Origin of the sequence: Microcystis aeruginosa FD4, from assembly GCF_009792235.1 — a bacterium.
Lineage (GTDB): Bacteria > Cyanobacteriota > Cyanobacteriia > Cyanobacteriales > Microcystaceae > Microcystis > Microcystis viridis.
Map to the genome: position 1 here is coordinate 3,256,653 of NZ_CP046973.1, position 20,068 is coordinate 3,276,720.

At 40.8% G+C, this 20,068-nt stretch carries 5 protein-coding genes; 3 read left to right on the forward strand and 2 right to left on the reverse strand.

Annotation, left to right across the window (positions count from 1 at the left end; all coding sequences use genetic code 11):
* Window positions 1-39 precede the first annotated feature (39 nt).
* Together GQR42_RS16455 and GQR42_RS16460 are read right to left on the reverse strand one after the other, a co-directional pair.
* Complete coding sequence (locus GQR42_RS16455) at window positions 40-624, reverse strand: Uma2 family endonuclease (RefSeq protein ID WP_158200773.1); 585 nt, start codon at window positions 622-624, stop codon at window positions 40-42.
* 46 nt (window positions 625-670) lie between these two features.
* Complete coding sequence (locus tag GQR42_RS16460) at window positions 671-1,258, reverse strand: Uma2 family endonuclease (protein WP_158200774.1); 588 nt, start codon at window positions 1,256-1,258, stop codon at window positions 671-673.
* A 201-nt stretch (window positions 1,259-1,459) separates the two neighbouring features.
* Here GQR42_RS16460 and GQR42_RS16465 point away from each other — a divergent pair, with 201 nt between their 5' ends.
* The 3 genes from GQR42_RS16465 (at window position 1,460) to GQR42_RS16510 (ending at window position 20,017) form a co-directional block, all read left to right on the forward strand.
* Complete coding sequence (locus GQR42_RS16465; RefSeq protein WP_158200775.1) at window positions 1,460-4,180, forward strand: valine--tRNA ligase; 2,721 nt, start codon at window positions 1,460-1,462, stop codon at window positions 4,178-4,180.
* Window positions 4,181-4,335: 155 nt separating this feature from the next.
* Complete coding sequence (locus GQR42_RS27845) at window positions 4,336-19,686, forward strand: Calx-beta domain-containing protein (protein ID WP_199273198.1); 15,351 nt, start codon at window positions 4,336-4,338, stop codon at window positions 19,684-19,686.
* Window positions 19,619-20,017 carry an Ig-like domain-containing protein gene (locus GQR42_RS16510; RefSeq protein ID WP_158200776.1) on the forward strand — a complete coding sequence of 133 codons (399 nt, stop codon included), beginning with the start codon at window positions 19,619-19,621 and terminating at the stop codon, window positions 20,015-20,017. The genes GQR42_RS27845 and GQR42_RS16510 overlap by 68 nt, the downstream gene beginning before the upstream one ends.
* The last annotated feature ends 51 nt before the right edge of the window (window positions 20,018-20,068 follow it).

A 20,068-nucleotide genomic window follows, 5' to 3' on the forward strand; every position in this document is an offset into this window, starting at 1 on the left:
GGACTTTCTTGGCGAGAATACTGGCAAAAAAACGAAAATTCAAGGCAAATCGTTAAATATCACTCCTTCGTAAATTTCCTGAAAACTGAGAGCGAAATTGACAGAAGTTAAAGATAAACTGGCATTTTCTCCCTCGTATTCCGTTAATAACCATTTATTTTCTTCAGTTTTGTTATACTGCATGATATAGGGACGACTTTGACTAATCAGAATATATTCTTGCAATTCCGGCAGCGAACGATAATAAAGAAATTTATCACCCTGGTAATAATTTTGAGTTGATTTTGAGAGGACTTCTACTATTAATCTGGGATTGGTAACAGTTGTCTTACCAGTTTCATAATAAATCGGTTCTCCCTCAATTAGCATCACATCGGGATAGGTTGCCTGACGATATTGCGCTATCCATAATTTCACATCACCGATAAATATTTTATAGTTAGACTGGGGTAACTTTAGGCGTAAATAAAAGTAAAAATTACCTGCAATTTTATTATGATCGGTAGTGCCTCCTGTCATCGGTACGATTTCCCCATCTTGATACTCATTTTTATAGGCTGCCGTTTCCTCTAATTCTAAATATTCGGCAAAGCTATAGGTAATTTTATTTGTTGCTATGGTCATAATTGATTGATTTTTTGGTTAACTTAAGCTTGTTGAAACAACTGGTTTAATCATTGATTATATTAAAAGTAACTCCTTCATAAATTTCCTGAAAACTGAGAGCAAAATTGACAGAAGTTAAAGATAAACTAGCATTTTCGCCCTCGTATTCCGTTAATAACCATTTATTTTCTTCAGTTTTGTTATACTGCATGATATAGGGACTACTTTGACTAATCAGAATATATTCTTGCAATTCCGGCAGCGAACGATAATAGAGAAATTTATCGCCCTGGTCATAATTTTGAGTTGATTTTGAGAGGACTTCTACTATCAATCTGGGATTGGTGACAGTTGTCTTGCCGGTTTCATAATAAATCGGTTCACCCTCAATTAGCATCACATCGGGATAGGTTGCCTGACGATATTGCGCTATCCATAATTTCACATCACCGATAAAAATATTATATTTCTGTCCTTTGAGGGCAAATTTTAAATAAGCGGCAAAATTGAGAGCAATTTTATTATGCTCGGTAGTGCCTCCTGTCATCGGTACGATTTCTCCATCTTGATACTCATTTTTATAGGCTGCCGTTTCCTCTAGTTGTAAATATTCGGCAAAGCTATAGGTAATTTTATCTGTGGCTATAGTCATAATTTATTGATTCGCTCTCTCAATTGATTATAGCAATTATTATACTGGTGAGAGACATTAGCCATATTTACCCCAGCAAAAGATAACAGCTATCTTAATAGGACTATTGAAAATTTTTTAGCCAGCAACTAAATAGGAATTTGATCTCTCCCAAATGTGGGACAATTGACAAAGAACTAAGAATTGTAGAATCCCCCCATCATGACCTCGGAACTATCGAAGCAATACGATCCCAAGATCACAGAAACGAAATGGCAGCAATATTGGGAAAATCAAGAAATATTTACAGCAAACCCCGAAAAAGGCGGCGAAACCTACTGTATAGTCATCCCCCCTCCCAATGTTACCGGTAGTCTCCACATGGGTCACGCTTTCGAGAGTGCTTTGATTGATACACTTGTTCGCTACAAGCGCATGACCGGCAAAAATACCCTCTGGCTGCCCGGTACGGATCACGCGAGTATTGCAGTACAAGCAATACTCGATCGCCAATTAAAAGCCGAAAAAACCGACCGTTACCAACTAGGAAGGGAAAAATTCCTCGAACGCGCTTGGCAATGGAAAGAGGAGTCTGGTAGTACCATTGTTAATCAACTGCGACGCTTGGGGGTATCCGTCGATTGGACGCGGGAACGTTTCACCATGGATGAGGGACTTTCCCATGCTGTCCGTACTGCTTTTATTAAACTTTATGAGGACGGATTAATCTATCGCGGTCAATACTTAGTTAACTGGTGTCCCGAATCCCGGTCGGCCGTTTCCGATTTAGAGGTAGAAAACAAGGATATTGAGGGAAATCTCTGGTATTTTCGCTATCCTCTTAGCGATGGTAGCGGTTATCTTCAAGTAGCCACCACAAGACCCGAAACCATGCTCGGTGATACTGGTGTCGCTGTCAACCCGCAAGACCCCCGTTATCGCCATTTAATCGGCAAAACCGTCACTTTACCGATAATGGGACGAGAAATTCCCATTATTGCCGATGAATTAGTCGATCCCGAATTCGGTACCGGTTGCGTTAAAGTTACGCCAGCCCACGATCCCAAGGATTTTGAGATGGGTAAACGCCATAATTTACCCTTTATTAATATCATGAATTTAGACGGCAGTTTAAACGAAAATGCCGGAATATTCGCGGGTCAAGATCGTTTTGTTGCCCGCAAAAATGTCGTTAAAAAACTCGATGAAGACGGCTTTTTAGTTAAGATTGAAGCCTATCGCCATAGTGTTCCCTATAGCGATCGAGGTAAAGTTCCAGTGGAACCCCTTTTATCTACCCAATGGTTCGTTAAAATTGAACCTTTAGCCACAAAAGCTTTAGCCTATTTAGATCAGGAAAACTCACCCCGTTTTGTGCCAGAAAGATGGACAAAAGTTTATCGCGATTGGTTAGTTAAGCTAAAAGATTGGTGTATTTCTCGACAACTGTGGTGGGGTCATCAAATTCCCGCTTGGTATATTATCAGTGAAACTAATAACGAAATTACTAACCATACTCCCTTCGTCGTTGCTCAGGATGAAACCTCCGCTTTAGCCATGGCTAAACAAGAGTATGGAGAGGATATAATTATTCAACAAGACCCCGATGTTTTAGATACTTGGTTTTCCTCGGGATTGTGGCCATTTTCGACCATGGGTTGGCCAGAAAAAACCCTTGATCTAGACACCTATTATCCCACCACAACCCTCGTCACCGGTTTTGATATTATCTTTTTCTGGGTGGCAAGAATGACGATGATGGCGGGCTATTTTACGGGACAAATGCCCTTTAAAGATGTCTATATTCACGGTTTAGTTAGGGATGAAAACGGCAAAAAGATGTCTAAATCTGCCAATAACGGCATCGATCCCCTAATTTTAATTGATAAATATGGAACCGATGCTTTACGATATACCTTAATTCGAGAAGTGGCAGGAGCAGGACAGGATATCAGTCTGCAATACAACCGCAAAACCGATGAATCGGAATCCGTAGAAGCTGCCCGAAATTTTGCCAATAAAATTTGGAATGCTTCCCGTTTTGTGATGATGAATCTGGAGGGAAAAACCCCAGAAGAATTGGGAGAACCAGCTTTAGAAAATTTAGAATTATCTGATCGCTGGATTTTATCTCGTTATCATCAAACAGTGCAAAAAACTAGAGATTATCTAGAAAATTATGGCATGGGGGAAGCGGCAAAAGGTCTATACGAATTTATCTGGCGCGATTTCTGTGATTGGTATATCGAGTTAGTAAAAACTCGTTTATGGAAGGATAAAGAATCGGTTTCTTGTGCCACGGCCCGCCAAACTTTGGCTTTTATCTTGGCAGGAACATTAAAATTATTACATCCCTTTATGCCCCATATTACCGAAGAAATTTGGCATCATTTAACCCAAGAAAATCAGCAGGTTTTGGCTTTAGAAACCTATCCCATAGCTGATAGTTCTCTGATCGATCTAGATTTAGAAAATACTTTTGAGTTATTAATTGAAAGTATTCGGGTGTTGCGTAATTTGCGGGCCGAAGCGGGGATTAAACCGGGGGCAACGATCACAGCAATTTTACAGACAGAAAACAGTCAAGAATTAGCTATTCTGCAACGCGGACAAGTGTACTTAAAAGACTTGGCTAAGATCGAAAACTTAATTTTGACGGCCAAATTAACCGAGGAAGTCAATCAAGCGATCGCCAGTGTTGTCGCTACGGTAGAAATCCTCATCCCCCTGTCCGGATTGGTTGATATATCGGTATTGGCTGGGAAATTAGCGAAAAATTTAGCTAAAGTGGAAGGGGAAATCAAGAGTTTGAGCGATCGCTTGAATAAACCTAGCTTTGTCGAAAAAGCTCCAGAAGCTTTAATCCAAAAAACGAAGCAAGCTTTAGCAGAGGCCGAAAAACAAGCCCAAATTCTCCAAGAACGCTTAAAACGTCTGCAATAGTGCATTTGTACTAAATAATTCCAGTGGGCTAGAGCAAAGCTACTGCGATCGAGATTATCCCTTAATCCATTGATTGACCTGGTTGCTCAAGCAATTGCCTAAGCATAAACCTCCTTAAATTCATTTTTGAGAACCCCAGAAATTAGGAGCAAAAAATGATTACTACCTCCCGCCAAATTCCACTAGCGCTGGTTTTTAACTATCTTTTTCAATTTTCTAATGCTGCCAATTTTGAGGAGGTTTTCTCGACAGTCTTTGGCGAGAATTACGATGTAGCTAAGTCCACCACCCTACGGAATCAGTGGCGAGAGGGAGATTTCGGCAATTTTCCCAGTATTGAGGTAGTGGGTAGCGAGGTTTTGGGGGCGGCTAATGGTGCTTATGCAGCCAGCAATAATAAGATTTACCTATCTGAAGGCTTTTTGGCGACTGCGAGTGAAGCGGCGCTGGTATGGGTGTTGTTGGAGGAATATGGACATTTTATTGATGCTCAGATTAATTCGACAGATGCGGCGGGAGATGAGGGAAGGATTTTTGCAGCGTTGGTGATGGGAGAGAGTTTGTCTGATGAGGCGTTGGCGCAGTTGAAAGCGGAATATGATCACGGATTTATTAGGATTAATGGAGTGAATATTGAGATAGAGATGGCTAATTTTACAGGAACGAATGGGAATGATACGATTATCGGGACAAACGATAATGATTCAATTGATGGTTTAGGCGGCAATGATAGCCTAAGCGGATTGGGAGGAGATGATATTTTAAATGGTGGGGATGGTAATGATACTTTGAATGGTGGGGATGGTAATGATACTCTAAATCCTGGGTTGGGAATTGATACGGTTAACGGTAATGGAGGAACCGATACTTTAATTGTTGATTATACTAACGCAACTAATTTAACTTCAGGGATTGAAAATACTGCTTTTACTACTTATATTCGTAATCGCAACAATGGAGTCTATCTTCTTTATTATCCCAATATCGAACTGGTAAATATTACCGGTACTTCCTCTAATGATGATTTGAGAGGATTTAGTGGCAATGATACCCTGATTGGCGGTGCGGGAAATGATACTCTCACTGGGAATGAGGGGAACGATCAACTGATTGGCGGTGCGGGAGATGACATTATTAATGACATCATTACTAGCGGAAGTGGAGATAGTTTAGATGGAGGAGAAGGTACTGATACTCTCAATCTTAATTTAGGTAGTGTGACGGCTAATTTAAACTTTAGTTTGAATGTTTCTAGCACCTCTCAATTACAGGGAATTAGTAGCGTTGAAATTAAGAATTTTGAAAGAGTTAATGCTATTACTACTGGCGGTGGAAATGATGTCATCAATCTCAATAATAGTGTTTCTTTCACTACTAATACTAGAGTAGATGTTAACGGTAATGGAGGAACCGATACTTTAATTGTTGATTATACTAACGCAACTAATTTAACTTCAGGGATTGAAAATACTGCTTCTACTACTTATATTCGTAATCGCAACAATGGAGTCGATCTTCTTTATTATCCCAATATCGAACTGGTAAATATTACCGGTACTTCCTCTAATGATAATTTAAGAGGATTTAGTGGCAATGATACCCTGATTGGCGGTGCGGGAAATGATACTCTCACTGGGAATGAGGGCAATGATCAACTGATTGGCGGTGCGGGAGATGACATTATTAATGACACCATTACTAGCGGAAGTGGAGATAGTTTAGATGGAGGAGAAGGTACTGATACTCTCAATCTTAATTTAGGTAGTGTGACGGCTAATTTAAACTTTAGTTTGAATGTTTCTAGCACCTCTCAATTACAGGGAATTAGTAGCGTTGAAATTAAGAATTTTGAAAGAGTTAATGCTATTACTACTGGCGGTGGAAATGATGTCATCAATCTCAATAATAGTGTTTCTTTCACTACTAATACTAGAGTAGATGTTAACGGTAATGGAGGAACCGATACTTTAATTGTTGATTATACTAACGCAACTAATTTAACTTCAGGGATTGAAAATACTGCTTTTACTACTTATATTCGTAATCGCAACAATGGAGTCGATCTTCTTTATTATCCCAATATCGAACTGGTAAATATTACCGGTACTTCCTATAGTGATAATTTAAGAGGATTTAGTGGCAATGATACCCTGATTGGCGGTGCGGGAAATGATACTCTCACTGGGAATGAGGGGAACGATCAACTGATTGGCGGTGCGGGAGATGACATTATTAATGACATCATTACTAGCGGAAGTGGAGATAGTTTAGATGGAGGAGAAGGTACTGATACTCTCAATCTTAATTTAGGTAGTGTGACGGCTAATTTAAACTTTAGTTTGAATGTTTCTAGCACCTCTCAATTACAGGGACTTGGTGACGTTGAAATTAAGAATTTTGAAAAAGTTAATACCTTGACGACGGGGAGTGGTAATGATGTAATCAATCTCAATAATAGTATTGCTTTAACTACTAATACTAGAGTAGATGTTAACGGTAATGGAGGAACCGATACTTTAATTGTTGATTATACTAACGCAACTAATTTAACTTCAGGGATTGAAAATACTGCTTTTACTACTTATATTCGTAATCGCAACAATGGAGGCGATCTTCTTTATTATCCCAATATCGAACTGGTAAATATTACCGGTACTTCCTATAGTGATAATTTAAGAGGATTTAGTGGCAATGATACCCTGATTGGCGGTGCGGGAAATGATACTCTCACTGGGAATGAGGGGAACGATCAACTGATTGGCGGTGCGGGAGATGACATTATTAATGACATCATTACTAGCGGAAGTGGAGATAGTTTAGATGGAGGCGAAGGCACGGATACTCTCACTCTTAACTTAAGTAGTGTGACGGCTAATTTAAACTTTAGTTTGAATGTTTCTAGCACCTCTCAATTACAGGGACTTGGTGACGTTGAAATTAAGAATTTTGAAAAAGTTAATACCTTGACGACGGGGAGTGGTAATGATGTAATCAATCTCAATAATAGTATTGCTTTAACTACTAATACTAGAGTAGATGTTAACGGTAATGGAGGAACCGATACTTTAATTGTTGATTATACTAACGCAACTAATTTAACTTCAGGGATTGAAAATACTGCTTTTACTACTTATATTCGTAATCGCAACAATGGAGGCGATCTTCTTTATTATCCCAATATCGAACTGGTAAATATTACCGGTACTTCCTATAGTGATAATTTAAGAGGATTTAGTGGCAATGATACCCTGATTGGCGGTGCGGGAAATGATACTCTCACTGGGAATGAGGGGAACGATCAACTGATTGGCGGTGCGGGAGATGACATTATTAATGACATCATTACTAGCGGAAGTGGAGATAGTTTAGATGGAGGCGAAGGCACGGATACTCTCACTCTTAACTTAAGTAGTGTGACGGCTAATTTAAACTTTAGTTTGAATGTTTCTAGCACCTCTCAATTACAGGGACTTGGTGACGTTGAAATTAAGAATTTTGAAAAAGTTAATACCTTGACGACGGGGAGTGGTAATGATGTAATCAATCTCAATAATAGTATTGCTTTAACTACTAATACTAGAGTAGATGTTAACGGTAATGGAGGAACCGATACTTTAATTGTTGATTATACTAACGCAACTAATTTAACTTCAGGGATTGAAAATACTGCTTTTACTACTTATATTCGTAATCGCAACACTGGAGGCGATCTTCTTTATTATCCCAATATCGAACTGGTAAATATTACCGGCACTTCCTCTAATGATGATTTGAGAGGATTTAGTGGCAATGATACCCTGATTGGCGGTGCGGGAAATGATACTCTCACTGGGAATGATAGCAATGATATCCTCTCAGGAGTAAACGCTAAAAACCTAAACCCCGGACTCAATGAAATAGATATACTTGCAGGAGGCAATGGGACGGATACATTTATTTTAGGAGATGCTGCCAATATTTACTACGATGACCGCAACACTACCATTGCTGGAACTTCTGACTACGCACGCATCACTGACTTTAACCCCACTCAAGACATTATTCAACTCAACGGAGCAAAAAGCAATTATCGACTGACCACTGCTACTATCAATAACATCTCAGGAACTGCCATTTATGTCGATAAACCCAACAGCGAACCTGATGAACTTATTGCTCTTATCCAAGGAGTCACAGGATTAGACATCAACTCCAGTGCATTTGTCACCGCCAAAGACGAAATCGCCTTTAGTAACCCACAATTCCCCATCATAGAAGATGGTACACTCGTTGTTGCCGTTACTGTGGTTCGTAATGGTGCAGTACAAACTGAAGTTAGTGCTACTATCATCCTTAATGATGGCACAGCAACAGCAGGAAGTGACTACAATAATACTCCCATTACTGTCACTTTTGCACCAGGAGAAACCAGCAAAACTATTACTATTCCTATTATTGATGATAGTATTTATGAACCCACAGAAACGGTTAACTTAACCCTATCTAATGCCACAGGTGGCGCAACATTAGGAACACAAACAACAGCAGTATTAAACATCATTGATAATGATGTAGTGCCTGGTATTTTAGCCTTCTCTCAAGCTAATTATAGTATTAATGAAAATGGAACACCTATCATTGCTGTCACCGTTAACCGGACTGGGGGAAGTGATGGTGCTGTCAGTGCTACCATTAGCTTAAGCGATGGTACAGCAACCCGTCCCGATGACTATACCAATACCTCAGTTACCGTTAATTTTGCCAATGGTGAAACCTCAAAAGTTGTTACTATTCCCATTGTTAACGATAGCCAATTTGAAGCAGACGAAACCGTTAACTTAACTCTCTCTAATCCCCAGGGTGGCGCAACCTTAGGAACCCAAACCACAGCAGTTTTAACCATTCTTAACGATGACTTACCCCAACCGGGAAGGATTAGCCTCAATAACATTAACTACACCGTCAACGAAAATAATGGGACAGCGAATATCACCTTAACTCGCACGAATGGAAGTGACGGGGAAGTTAGCGTTATCCTAACCCCTAGTAATGGCAGTGCAATTGCAGGAGACGATTACACTAATACACCCATAACTGTCACCTTTGCTAATGGACAAACCAGTAAAACTGTCACCATTCCTATCAATAATGACACCATTTATGAACCAACAGAAACCGTCAACTTAACTATCTCTAATCCCACAGGTGGCGCAACATTAGGAACCCAGCAAACCGCCACCCTCAGTATCATTGATAATGACGCAGTACCAGGGGTTATTCAATTTAGTAATGCTACTTACTCAGTTAATGAGAATGGAACTCCGGTTACTGCTGTAACTTTGACCCGTACCAATGGAAGTGATGGCGCAGTTAGTGTCACAGTTAACCTCACAAATGGAACAGCCACAGCAGGAAGTGACTACAATAACACACCAATTACAGTTAACTTCGCCAATGGGGAAACAGCGAAAACCGTTACCATCCCCATCATTGATGACAGTATCTTTGAAGCAACAGAAACCATCAATCTGAGTCTATCTAATCCCAGCAACGGCGTAACAATCGGATCACAAAACAGCGCAATTGTCAGTATTATCGACAACGATTTCAAACCGACCTTAACCGTTAACATTACTGGGGAACAAGTCACCGAAGGTAACACCATTCAGGGAACAGTCACTCGAAATACCGACACCAACGAACCCCTAACTGTCACCTTAGTTAATAGTGAAAATAGTCAAATTACTGTACCTAATACTGTGACTATTCCAGCAGGTGCAAATTCAGTTAACTTTAACCTGAACGCAGTTGATGATACCTTAATTGAACTACCGAAAAACTATACAATTATTGCTACATCCCAAGGATTTGTCAGTGGTTCAGATACCTTAGCAGTAATCGACAATGATGCAGTTAGCCTCAGCCTAACTCTCGACTCTAATAATATTAACGAAAATGGCGGAAAAGCGATCGCGACTGTCACCCGCAATGTCATCACTTCAACCCCCTTAGTTGTCCAACTCAGCAGCAGTGACACCACTGAAGCAACTGTACCCACAAGCGTTACCATCGCAGCAGGACAAGCTTCTGCTACCTTTGAAATATCAGCAATTGACGATACTGCTTTAGACGGAAATCAAACAGTTACCATCACCGCCAAACCTACCTATACGGGGACAAACTTAGCAACTGATACAGGAAACGCAACCACTAATATTAATATCGTTGATAACGAAAGTCCCAGTTTAAAAGTCGTTATTGACAAAGATGTTATCTCAGAAACGGGAACAGCAACAGCAACCATTACCCGCAATACTAATACCAGCAGTGACTTAACCGTTACTCTCAATTCCAGCGATACCACTGAAGCAACTGTTCCCAATACAGTGACAATTGCTGCGGGACAAACTTCTGCAAGTTTTACCATTACGGGAGTCAGTGACGGAATCAATGATGGAAGCCAAACCGTTACCATTACTGCTTCAGCAACAGGGTTAAATAGTGGGAGTGACAGCTTAGAAATCACTGATATTAATGTTCCCGATTTAGTCGTCACTCAATTACAAGGAATCTCCCCAACTTATACAACTAAACAATCCCAATTTACCTACACAGTCGCTAACAACGGGATTATCGCTGCGACGGGAAGTTGGAAAGACCGAATTTATTTATCAACTGACAATAAGCTAGATGCAAATGACACCTTATTAGGGGAATTTGGCTTAGGAAGTACAGAAAATCCAGCCAATCTATTACCCGGAACATCATACAATCGCACAGTCACCTATTTTGCTCCCCGTAATCCCGGACAATATTACCTAATTGGGGTGACAGATAACGGAAATACCGTTAATGAAGGAGTAGCAATTGGGGAAAGCAATAATACAACGATTACCCCAGTGACAGTAACACCGGCTTATCGTGGTACGGTTTATACTGATACAGAAACTGCGATTGCGGGTAATCCTGTTACTTTACGGGGACAAGCATTAAGTAATAGTAATAATTCTCCTGTAGCTTATGAATTTGTCAAAGTTCGGGTAGAAAACAAAGGAAATATCCGAGAGTTTGATGCGTTTACTGACGGAAATGGTAATTTTGTCCGTCAATTTACTCCCTTAACAGGAGAAGCAGGAACTTATAATATCAACGCTTATTTCCCTGGATTTGCAGCAGAAGATAGCAACCCAGAAGATAGTTTTACTCTCTTGGGAATGCGGTTTGAACAAAATGACCAATTCTTAACCCAGGTTTCCCAACGCATCACCGAAGGAACTACCTTTAATGGGTCAGTTAAATTACAAAACCTGAGTAATATAGGATTATCAGGATTAACTGCTACTGTCAATGGTGCACCGAGTGATTGGACAGTTAATGTCACCCCAGAGAAAACAAGCTTAGGTGGTAATGAAGAAATCACGGTCAATTACAGTATTAATGTCCCTGATGATAAATGGAGTTATTACAATTTTGGTCTTGGATTAAGTACCACTGAAGGAGTTACCGCAACTTTACCAGTAAGGGTAGATGTGGCGCGACTGTTACCCCGTTTAGTTGCGGATACCAGCAGCTTACAAGCTTCGATGTTGCGGGGAGGTCAAACGATAGTCGAGTTTACGGTTAGTAATCAAGGTGAGGTTGCGTCAGGACAATTAAATATTCTGCTTCCTGAAGCGTCTTGGTTAAAGTCTGCTTCTGCGGTTACTTTACCGTCTTTAAATCCTGGTCAATCAACGAAAGTATCCTTACTATTACAACCGTCAACAACGCAAGAGTTAACGGTTTATAACGGAAATGTCGTTATTTCTGGGGATGAAGCATCCTTAAGTTTACCGTTTAATTTCCGAGCGATTTCGGAAGCGAAAGGTAATCTTAATATTAATGTTGTCGATGAATTATTCTTCTTTGCAGAAGGTTCACCTCGTTTAGAAAATGCGACAATTACCCTATTAGATCCCTTTACAGGAACCGTTATTTCCTCAGAAAAAGATGCCGATGGTATATTGTCTAAAACTGATTTAGCAGAAGGGTATTATAAACTGCGGATTACTGCTGACAACCATGATACTTATGAGCAGAATATTTATGTCAGCGCAGGAGAAACAGAGGATATTCAGGCATTTTTGTCAAGACAAACAGTTAAATATACCTGGACAGTAACACCGACAGAAATTGAAGATCGATATATTATTACGGTTCAATCGACGTTTGAAACTGATGTTCCAATTCCTGTAGTAACGATTGACCCGCCTTTAATCGATTTAAAAGATTTACAAGTGGTTGGTCAAGTCACACAAATTAACATGACTGTGACTAATCATGGGTTAATTGCAGCCAATGATATTAAGTTAAATTTTGGTGAACATCCTTTTTATAAAATTGAGCCGTTAATTAATGATTTTGATGGGTTAGCCGCAAAAAGTTCTCTAACTATTCCTGTCAGAATTACCCGTATTGCTGATTTTGATACTTTAGCAAGTAGTGCTGGAGAACTTTCAACTCTGGCGACACCATCAGTTCCTTGTTCAATTTCTGGTTCTCTTGGTTCTCTTGGTTGGTCTTATCCTTGTGGGGGAAATGATGTCCAAAAATCGACAACCATCGCCTTTAATAATGTAGAAGGAAATTGTGCTGGTGGTGGTATTGGCGGCGGTGGTATTGGCGGCGGTGGTATTGGCGGCGGTGGTATTGGCGGCGGTGGTATTGGCGGCGGTGGTATTTATTCCTCTACTCCAATCATTTATGCGAAGAATCCTTGTAACATCGATCCAGATAATCCCAATCCTAATCCCAATCCTAATCCTAATCCCAATCCTAATCCCAATCCTAATCCTAATCCCAATCCTAATCCTAATCCCGATCCCGATTGTAAGGTTCCAGATTTAGGATTTACCATTGATGCTTCTGAGTATTTAGAACCTTGGATCGAAACAGGTGAACAAGTTTTTAATACTTTAATGAAAAAAAGGATAGAAGTTGACTTAAGTGTAGAAGCAGAAGCAGGAGGAAAACTTTGTTGTGATAAAAACAAAAAAATAGGAGTGGAGTTTTTTGCTACAGCAGGAGTCACAGCAGAAGCAAAATTTGGTCCAGATTTTGAAATCAATTTTGACGATAAGATCGATCTTGAATTTGACTTAGAAGGACTAGGGGGATTAATCAAAGAAATTGAACTGGATGGGGAAACTTTTCTAGCAATTACCACTAAACCTTCTGTTAATGTCAATGCTTCATATAATTCAGGCTGTAACTTTGAAGATAATGAGATTAGTGTAGATGGTACAATCGGCATAGACTTAAATGTAGGACTAGACTTAGAAGTTGAAGTTCGTGCGGTTGTATTTGAAACTCAAAGTGAGATTGAAACAGTTGTTGATACAACAGCACAAGCGCAGGGCGGGATTTTTGGGAATGCGTCTGTAAATTTTGGGTATTCCAAGCAAAAGGGCTGGTTTTTAAATACCAATGCCGATCTTAATCTGACTGCATTTGTCGATTTATTTGGTTATGTATATAGTCCCTTTGATGATGCTAGTACCACTGTCGTAGAGATTGGCTATGATCTGTTAACAGGAGAGAAAATTACTCCAGATGACTTAAAAGAGAATCAAATTCAAACGAATAGCATTATACCTTTTAGTGATTTAGGATTAGAAATATCAGAAACAGCAACACCTGAAGATGTGATTCAAAGTTTAAGCAAACTGGATAATATCCTTTATCAAAAAGCTTTAAATTTAGTAAATGAATACAATAAGCAACAATCAGGAGTTTGCGCCAAAGTCAAAATCCAAATCGACCAAGAAGCAGTAATGACCCGCGCTGCCTTCCTTGGTAATTTAGAAATAGAAAACGGCAACCCCACCAACCTAACCAACCTCTCCGTTATCCTCCAAATCAAAGACCAAAACGGCAATATTGTCAACGACTTATTTGGCATTACTGACCCCATTCTTAGCAATATTACCGCCGTTGACGGAACAGGAATCTTAACCGGAAACGACCCCAACACACCCCAAAATGAAGGAATAGGTAGCGCCAAATGGACTTTTATTCCCACCAATTTAGCCGCGCCAGAAATTCCAACCCAATACAGTATTGGTGGAACCCTTTCCTACCTCGAAAACGGCAAAACTATCACCGTCCCCCTACTATCCAGTCCTGTAACCGTCTATCCCCAAGCCGAACTTTACCTCGACTATTTCCATCAACGAGATGTATTCGCCGATGACCCCTTCACCGACGACATTGTTGAAACATCCGTCCCCTACTCCCTCGCTGTATTAGTCAGAAATGAAGGAAAGGGAGACGCGAAAAACCTCAAAATCACCTCCGGTCAACCCAAAATCGTCGAAAACGAAAAAGGCTTACTAATAGACTTTCAAATCATCGGTTCCGAAGTCAACGGACAAGGCGTAACCCCCTCCCTAACCGTCAACTTTGGCGACATCAAAGCCGGAAAAACCGCCGTCGCTGACTGGTTACTAAAATCCAGCCTACAAGGAAAATTCATCGACTACAAAGCCACCTTTGAGCATATTAACAGCCTTGGTAAAGCCGAACTCTCCCTCATCAAAGAAGTCAAAATCCACGAATTAATTCACACAGTCCAAGTCAATCATTCTAACCCCGACAACCTACCCGACTTCCTCGTTAACGAAACCTTTGACGCACAATTTACCCCCGATATAATCTACTTCAGCAGTGGGGGAACAGCACCCGTCAAAGCCGTCAAAAACGCCACCCTTGACGCACCCCCAACCCTCAATGATTTAACCGTTCAAATTAGCGCCACCGTCGAAAATGGCTGGACTTACTTCCGCTTAGATGAACCCAGTGACAGTCAATACGATATCGTTAAAATCTTGCGGTCTGATGGTACAGAAATTGGGTTAGATAATATTTGGACAACTGACCGAACTTTCCCTGCGACAGGTCGTCCAATTTATGAAAATATCTTACATTTTCTTGACAATAACGCCACAGGAGGAACGAAAACCTACACGGTTGTTTATACCCCTGGCGGACCCACTATCACCGATATTATTGATGTTAGTCCCGACCCTATCTCTACGGCTGTTAACGCCATTACCGTTGACTTTTCTGAAGCCATTAAAGCCAGCAGTTTCGATTACAACGACTTAAGCTTAACTCTCAACAATGGCACAAACTTAATCAACTCCACCGTCACCATTGTTTCCCTCTCTCCCACCCGTTATCAAATCAGCGGATTAAACACCCTAACCAACAACGACGGAGACTATATCCTCACCGTCAACGCCACAGGAATCCAAGACACCATCGGTAAATTCGGTAGCGGTTCACTAACAGAAACCTGGGAGAAAACGGCTGGCGGTAATGCAGACACCACCCCACCAGTAGTAACAGATATTGTCAATCTATTAATCAACCCGCGCAATCAACCAGTTCCCTCTTTAACCGTCACTTTCTCCGAAAAAATTGACCTCAGTACCTTCACTTGGCAAGATATTAGTCTCACCCGCAATAGTGGAACTAATTTAATTAACAATACTGTCACCATCACCGCCATCAATGACACCACCTATCGTATCAATGGATTAAGTGGATTAACCGCCACCGATGGAACTTACAACCTGACAGTTAACGGTAGTGGAATCCAAGACTTATCTGGTAATTCAGGAAATGGAACCCAGTCCGAAACCTGGATAATGGATACCATCGCACCCACAATTCCTACTAACATTACAGTCACAAATCCCCTCACCCCTTCAGGGATAAATATTGAGAGTGCAAACATTGCTGAGGGCGCAAGCATTGCGCCCCTACAGCCTTTAACTGTATCAGGACAACAGCGCATTAATACAACCAATCCCACCATTAGCGGTGACTTAGGAGAAACCGGATTAAAAGTCTTCTTCTACGACAAAACTACTAATACTCTCTTACAACAAGCAACCGTAACAGGAAGCGAATTTAGTGGTAGTTTACCACTTCCCTCACCTGGTGCTAGAGATATAGAAATCCGCCTACAAGATACCGCAGGAAACATCAGTAGTACAACCCTCAGTCTCTTCGCAGATATCAGCCAACCAGTCCTTACCCAATTCCTCAACGTCCCCACCTCAAGCGCCAACGCAATTAACAGTATTGACCTTGAATTCTCCGAACAAATAAACATCAACACCTTCGATAAAAGTGATATTACCCTCACCCGTGATGGTGTCACCCTCACCCTACCCAATACCGTAACCGTTGAATATCTCTCAGGTACAACCTATCGGATTAATGGCTTAGGAGACTTAACCAATACCCCAGGAATCTACAACCTAAAAGTTGACGCAACCACCATACAAGACAACGCCGGAAACAGCGGAGACGCAGCCAAAAACACCAACTTTATCATTACTTCCCCTCCCACACCTGGAATTACCTTAACCCAAACCGGAGGAAACACAACCGTCACCGAAGGTGGTAACACTGACACCTATTCCCTCGTCTTAAAAACCCAACCCACCAACGACGTTACCATCACCCTAACTGGTAACAATCAAATTACCCTCAATTCAACTACCCTTACCTTCACTACAACCAACTGGAATACTCCCCAAAACATCACCATTACCGCAGTAGATGACACCCTAACAGAAGGGAATCATACTGCTACCATTACCCACAATATCAGCAGTACAGACACCAATTACAACGGGTTAACCCTTCCTAATGTTATTGTCAATATTCAAGACAACGATGCTGAAATAAAAGGCAATATTTGGAACGATATTGATGGCAATGCCGTTAATAACAACGAACCCAATCTATCAGGATGGACAGTTTACTTAGACAGCAACAACAACAACCAACTAGATACCGGAGAAACCACAACTCAAACTAACGCCAACGGTGACTATACCTTCAATAACCTGCGTCCAGGTAATTATAACGTCGCACAAGTCGTTCAAAACGGATGGAAACAAACCTATCCCATCCTCAATATCACCACCACCGCTGCGAATATTCCCCTGACAATTCCCACCCTAGACCTCATTCCCACCTCGACAAACACTGAAACCCAACTCAACTTCAACACCGCCAACTACATAGTCAAAGAAGATGGAACCGCCATTACCGAAATTATCATCAACCGCAGCGGAAATCTCGCAGAAACAGTCACAGCAACCCTCACCTTTACCGATGGAACCGCCAAAGGATGCGGTTGCGCCGCTAGTTCGATAAATAACGACTTTAACTATAGTCCCATTACCATTACTTTCACAGAAAACGAAATCAGTAAAGTCATTCCCGTCCAAAATGCCATCTTAAATAATCCCAACGCCATCCGCATTCGCAACGACAATAAAGTTGAGGGAGACGAATACTTTACAATTCATCTAACCAACCCGACAAACGGCGCAATCATTGGTAATCAAAGTCAAGCAACCGTCACTATTCTCGATGATGAATCTCCCAATAATAATCCAATCACACCGCCTATCTCAAATCCCAGTAACACCCTTTCCACTTCTCAAAATAGTAACGCCACCAATCTAATTAACCTTGATGATTTTTGGTCAGATTCCCGCTTTACTAACATCAAAGGACAAGGAGAAAGCATCGTTATTATTGATACAGGTGCAGACTTAAATCATCCGCTCTTTGGTGTCGATGCTAATAATAATGGTATTGCTGACAAGATTATCTATCAATACGACTTTGCTGATAATGATGCTGATGCTAGTGATAAAAACAATCACGGTTCCCACATCGCCAGCATCGCCTCGCAAATTGCTCCCGACGCTAACTTAATTATACTCAAAGTCTTTAAAGATAACGGTTCTGGGTACTTTGCTGACTTAGAAGAAGCATTACAGTGGGTTAATACAAATGCCAACACATATAATGTCACCTCTGTCAACCTTTCTTTAGGAGATAATCAAAACTGGACAACCGCCACCGGACGCTATGGAATTGGCGATGAATTAGCCGCCATTGCCGGACAAAATATTCTCATAGCAGCAGCAGCGGGTAACAGTTTCTACACCTTTAATAGCAGTCCTGGATTAGCCTATCCAGCAGCAGACCCTAATGTTATCTCAGTCGGTGCAGTTTGGGCCGATGATTTCGGTTCTGGCAGCTTTAGTAATGGTGCTAAAGATTATACAACTGCGGCAGACCGAATTGCCAGTTTCTCCCAACGCCATCCAATTTTAGATGTATTTGCTCCAGGAATTTTAATCAGTGGCGCGAATGCAACTGGCGGGACAATTACCATGGGTGGCACATCTCAAGCCGTGCCTTACATTAGCGCAATTGCTACCCTTTCCCAACAGATTGCTAAAACTTATTTAGGACGGGAATTAACCTTAACTGAATTCCGTACCTTATTAGACACAACTAGCAATTTAATTATTGATGGGGATGACGAAAACGATAACGTTACCAATACAGGAATCAGTTATCCTCGAATCAATGCACTTGCTTTAGCAGAAAACATACTCAACCTCAATGACAGTAATTCTAATCCAGATTTAGTTAACCCAGGAAATAACAATAATAATGGTTCCAACACGGTCACTAATACCGTCAGTTTAGTTCATAATGTCACCCTGACTGCGGGACAGATACTAACGGGAATTAACTTCGGTAATCAGCAACTTCCCAGCAATCAACCGCCAACTCTGAATAACATTAATAAGAGTGGGGATGAAGATAACCCCATCAACTTTAGCCAAAGTGATTTTACTTCAGCTTTCAATGATGCTGATGGTAATACTCTCGTTAAAATCCAGATTACTGCTTTACCTAATAACGGTGTTCTCCAACTGAATAATACAGCAATTGCACTCAGTCAAGAAATTGCTGTCAGCGACTTAAATAATCTCACTTTTAGTCCCAATACTAACTTTAACGGGAATATCAGTTTTAGTTGGAACGGGTTTGATGGGAGTGTTTATAGTATCAATTCTGCTCAAGTTAACTTAACAGTTAACCCAGTAGATGACGCACCAACTGTCCTCAATCCGATTACAGATGTCAATGTTGACGAAGATGCAGCTAATACCGTCATTGATATAACCAACGTCTTCACTGATATTGATAATGACCCGACTTTAATTGTTAAATCAGTATTGACCAACGATAATACAGGATTAGTCACTGCTACCATCGTTGACAATCAATTAACCCTTGACTACCAAGACAATCAATCTGGGACAGCTAATCTGACAATTCGTGGGACATCCAACGGTAAAACTGTTGATGATACTTTCGTCATTACAGTTAACCCAGTAGATGACGCACCAACTGTCCTTAATCCGATTACAGATGTCAATGTTGACGAGGATGCAGCCAATACCGTCATTGATTTAACCAACGTCTTCACTGATATTGATAATGACATCGCTTTAATTGTCAAATCAGTATTCGTCAATGACAATCCTGGATTAGTCACCGCTACCATCGTTGACAATCAGTTAACCCTTGACTACCAAGACAATCAATCTGGGGAACAGCTCAAATCTGACAATTCGGGGAACATCCAACGGTAAAACTGTTGACGATACTTTCGTCATTACAGTTAACCCAGTAGATGACGCACCAACTGTCCTTAATCCGATTACAGATGTCAATGTTGACGAAGATGCAGCCAATACCGTCATTGATTTAACCAACGTCTTCACTGATATTGATAATGACCCGACTTTAATTGTCAAATCAGTATTCGTCAATGACAATCCTGGATTAGTCACCGCTACCATCGTTGACAATCAATTAACCCTTGACTACCAAGACAATCAATCTGGGACAGCTAATCTGACAATTCGGGGAACATCCAACGGTAAAACTGTTGACGATACTTTCGTTGTCATGTCGGTATAGTCGATAATCCACCAACCGTCCTCAATCCGATTACAGATGTTAATGTTGACG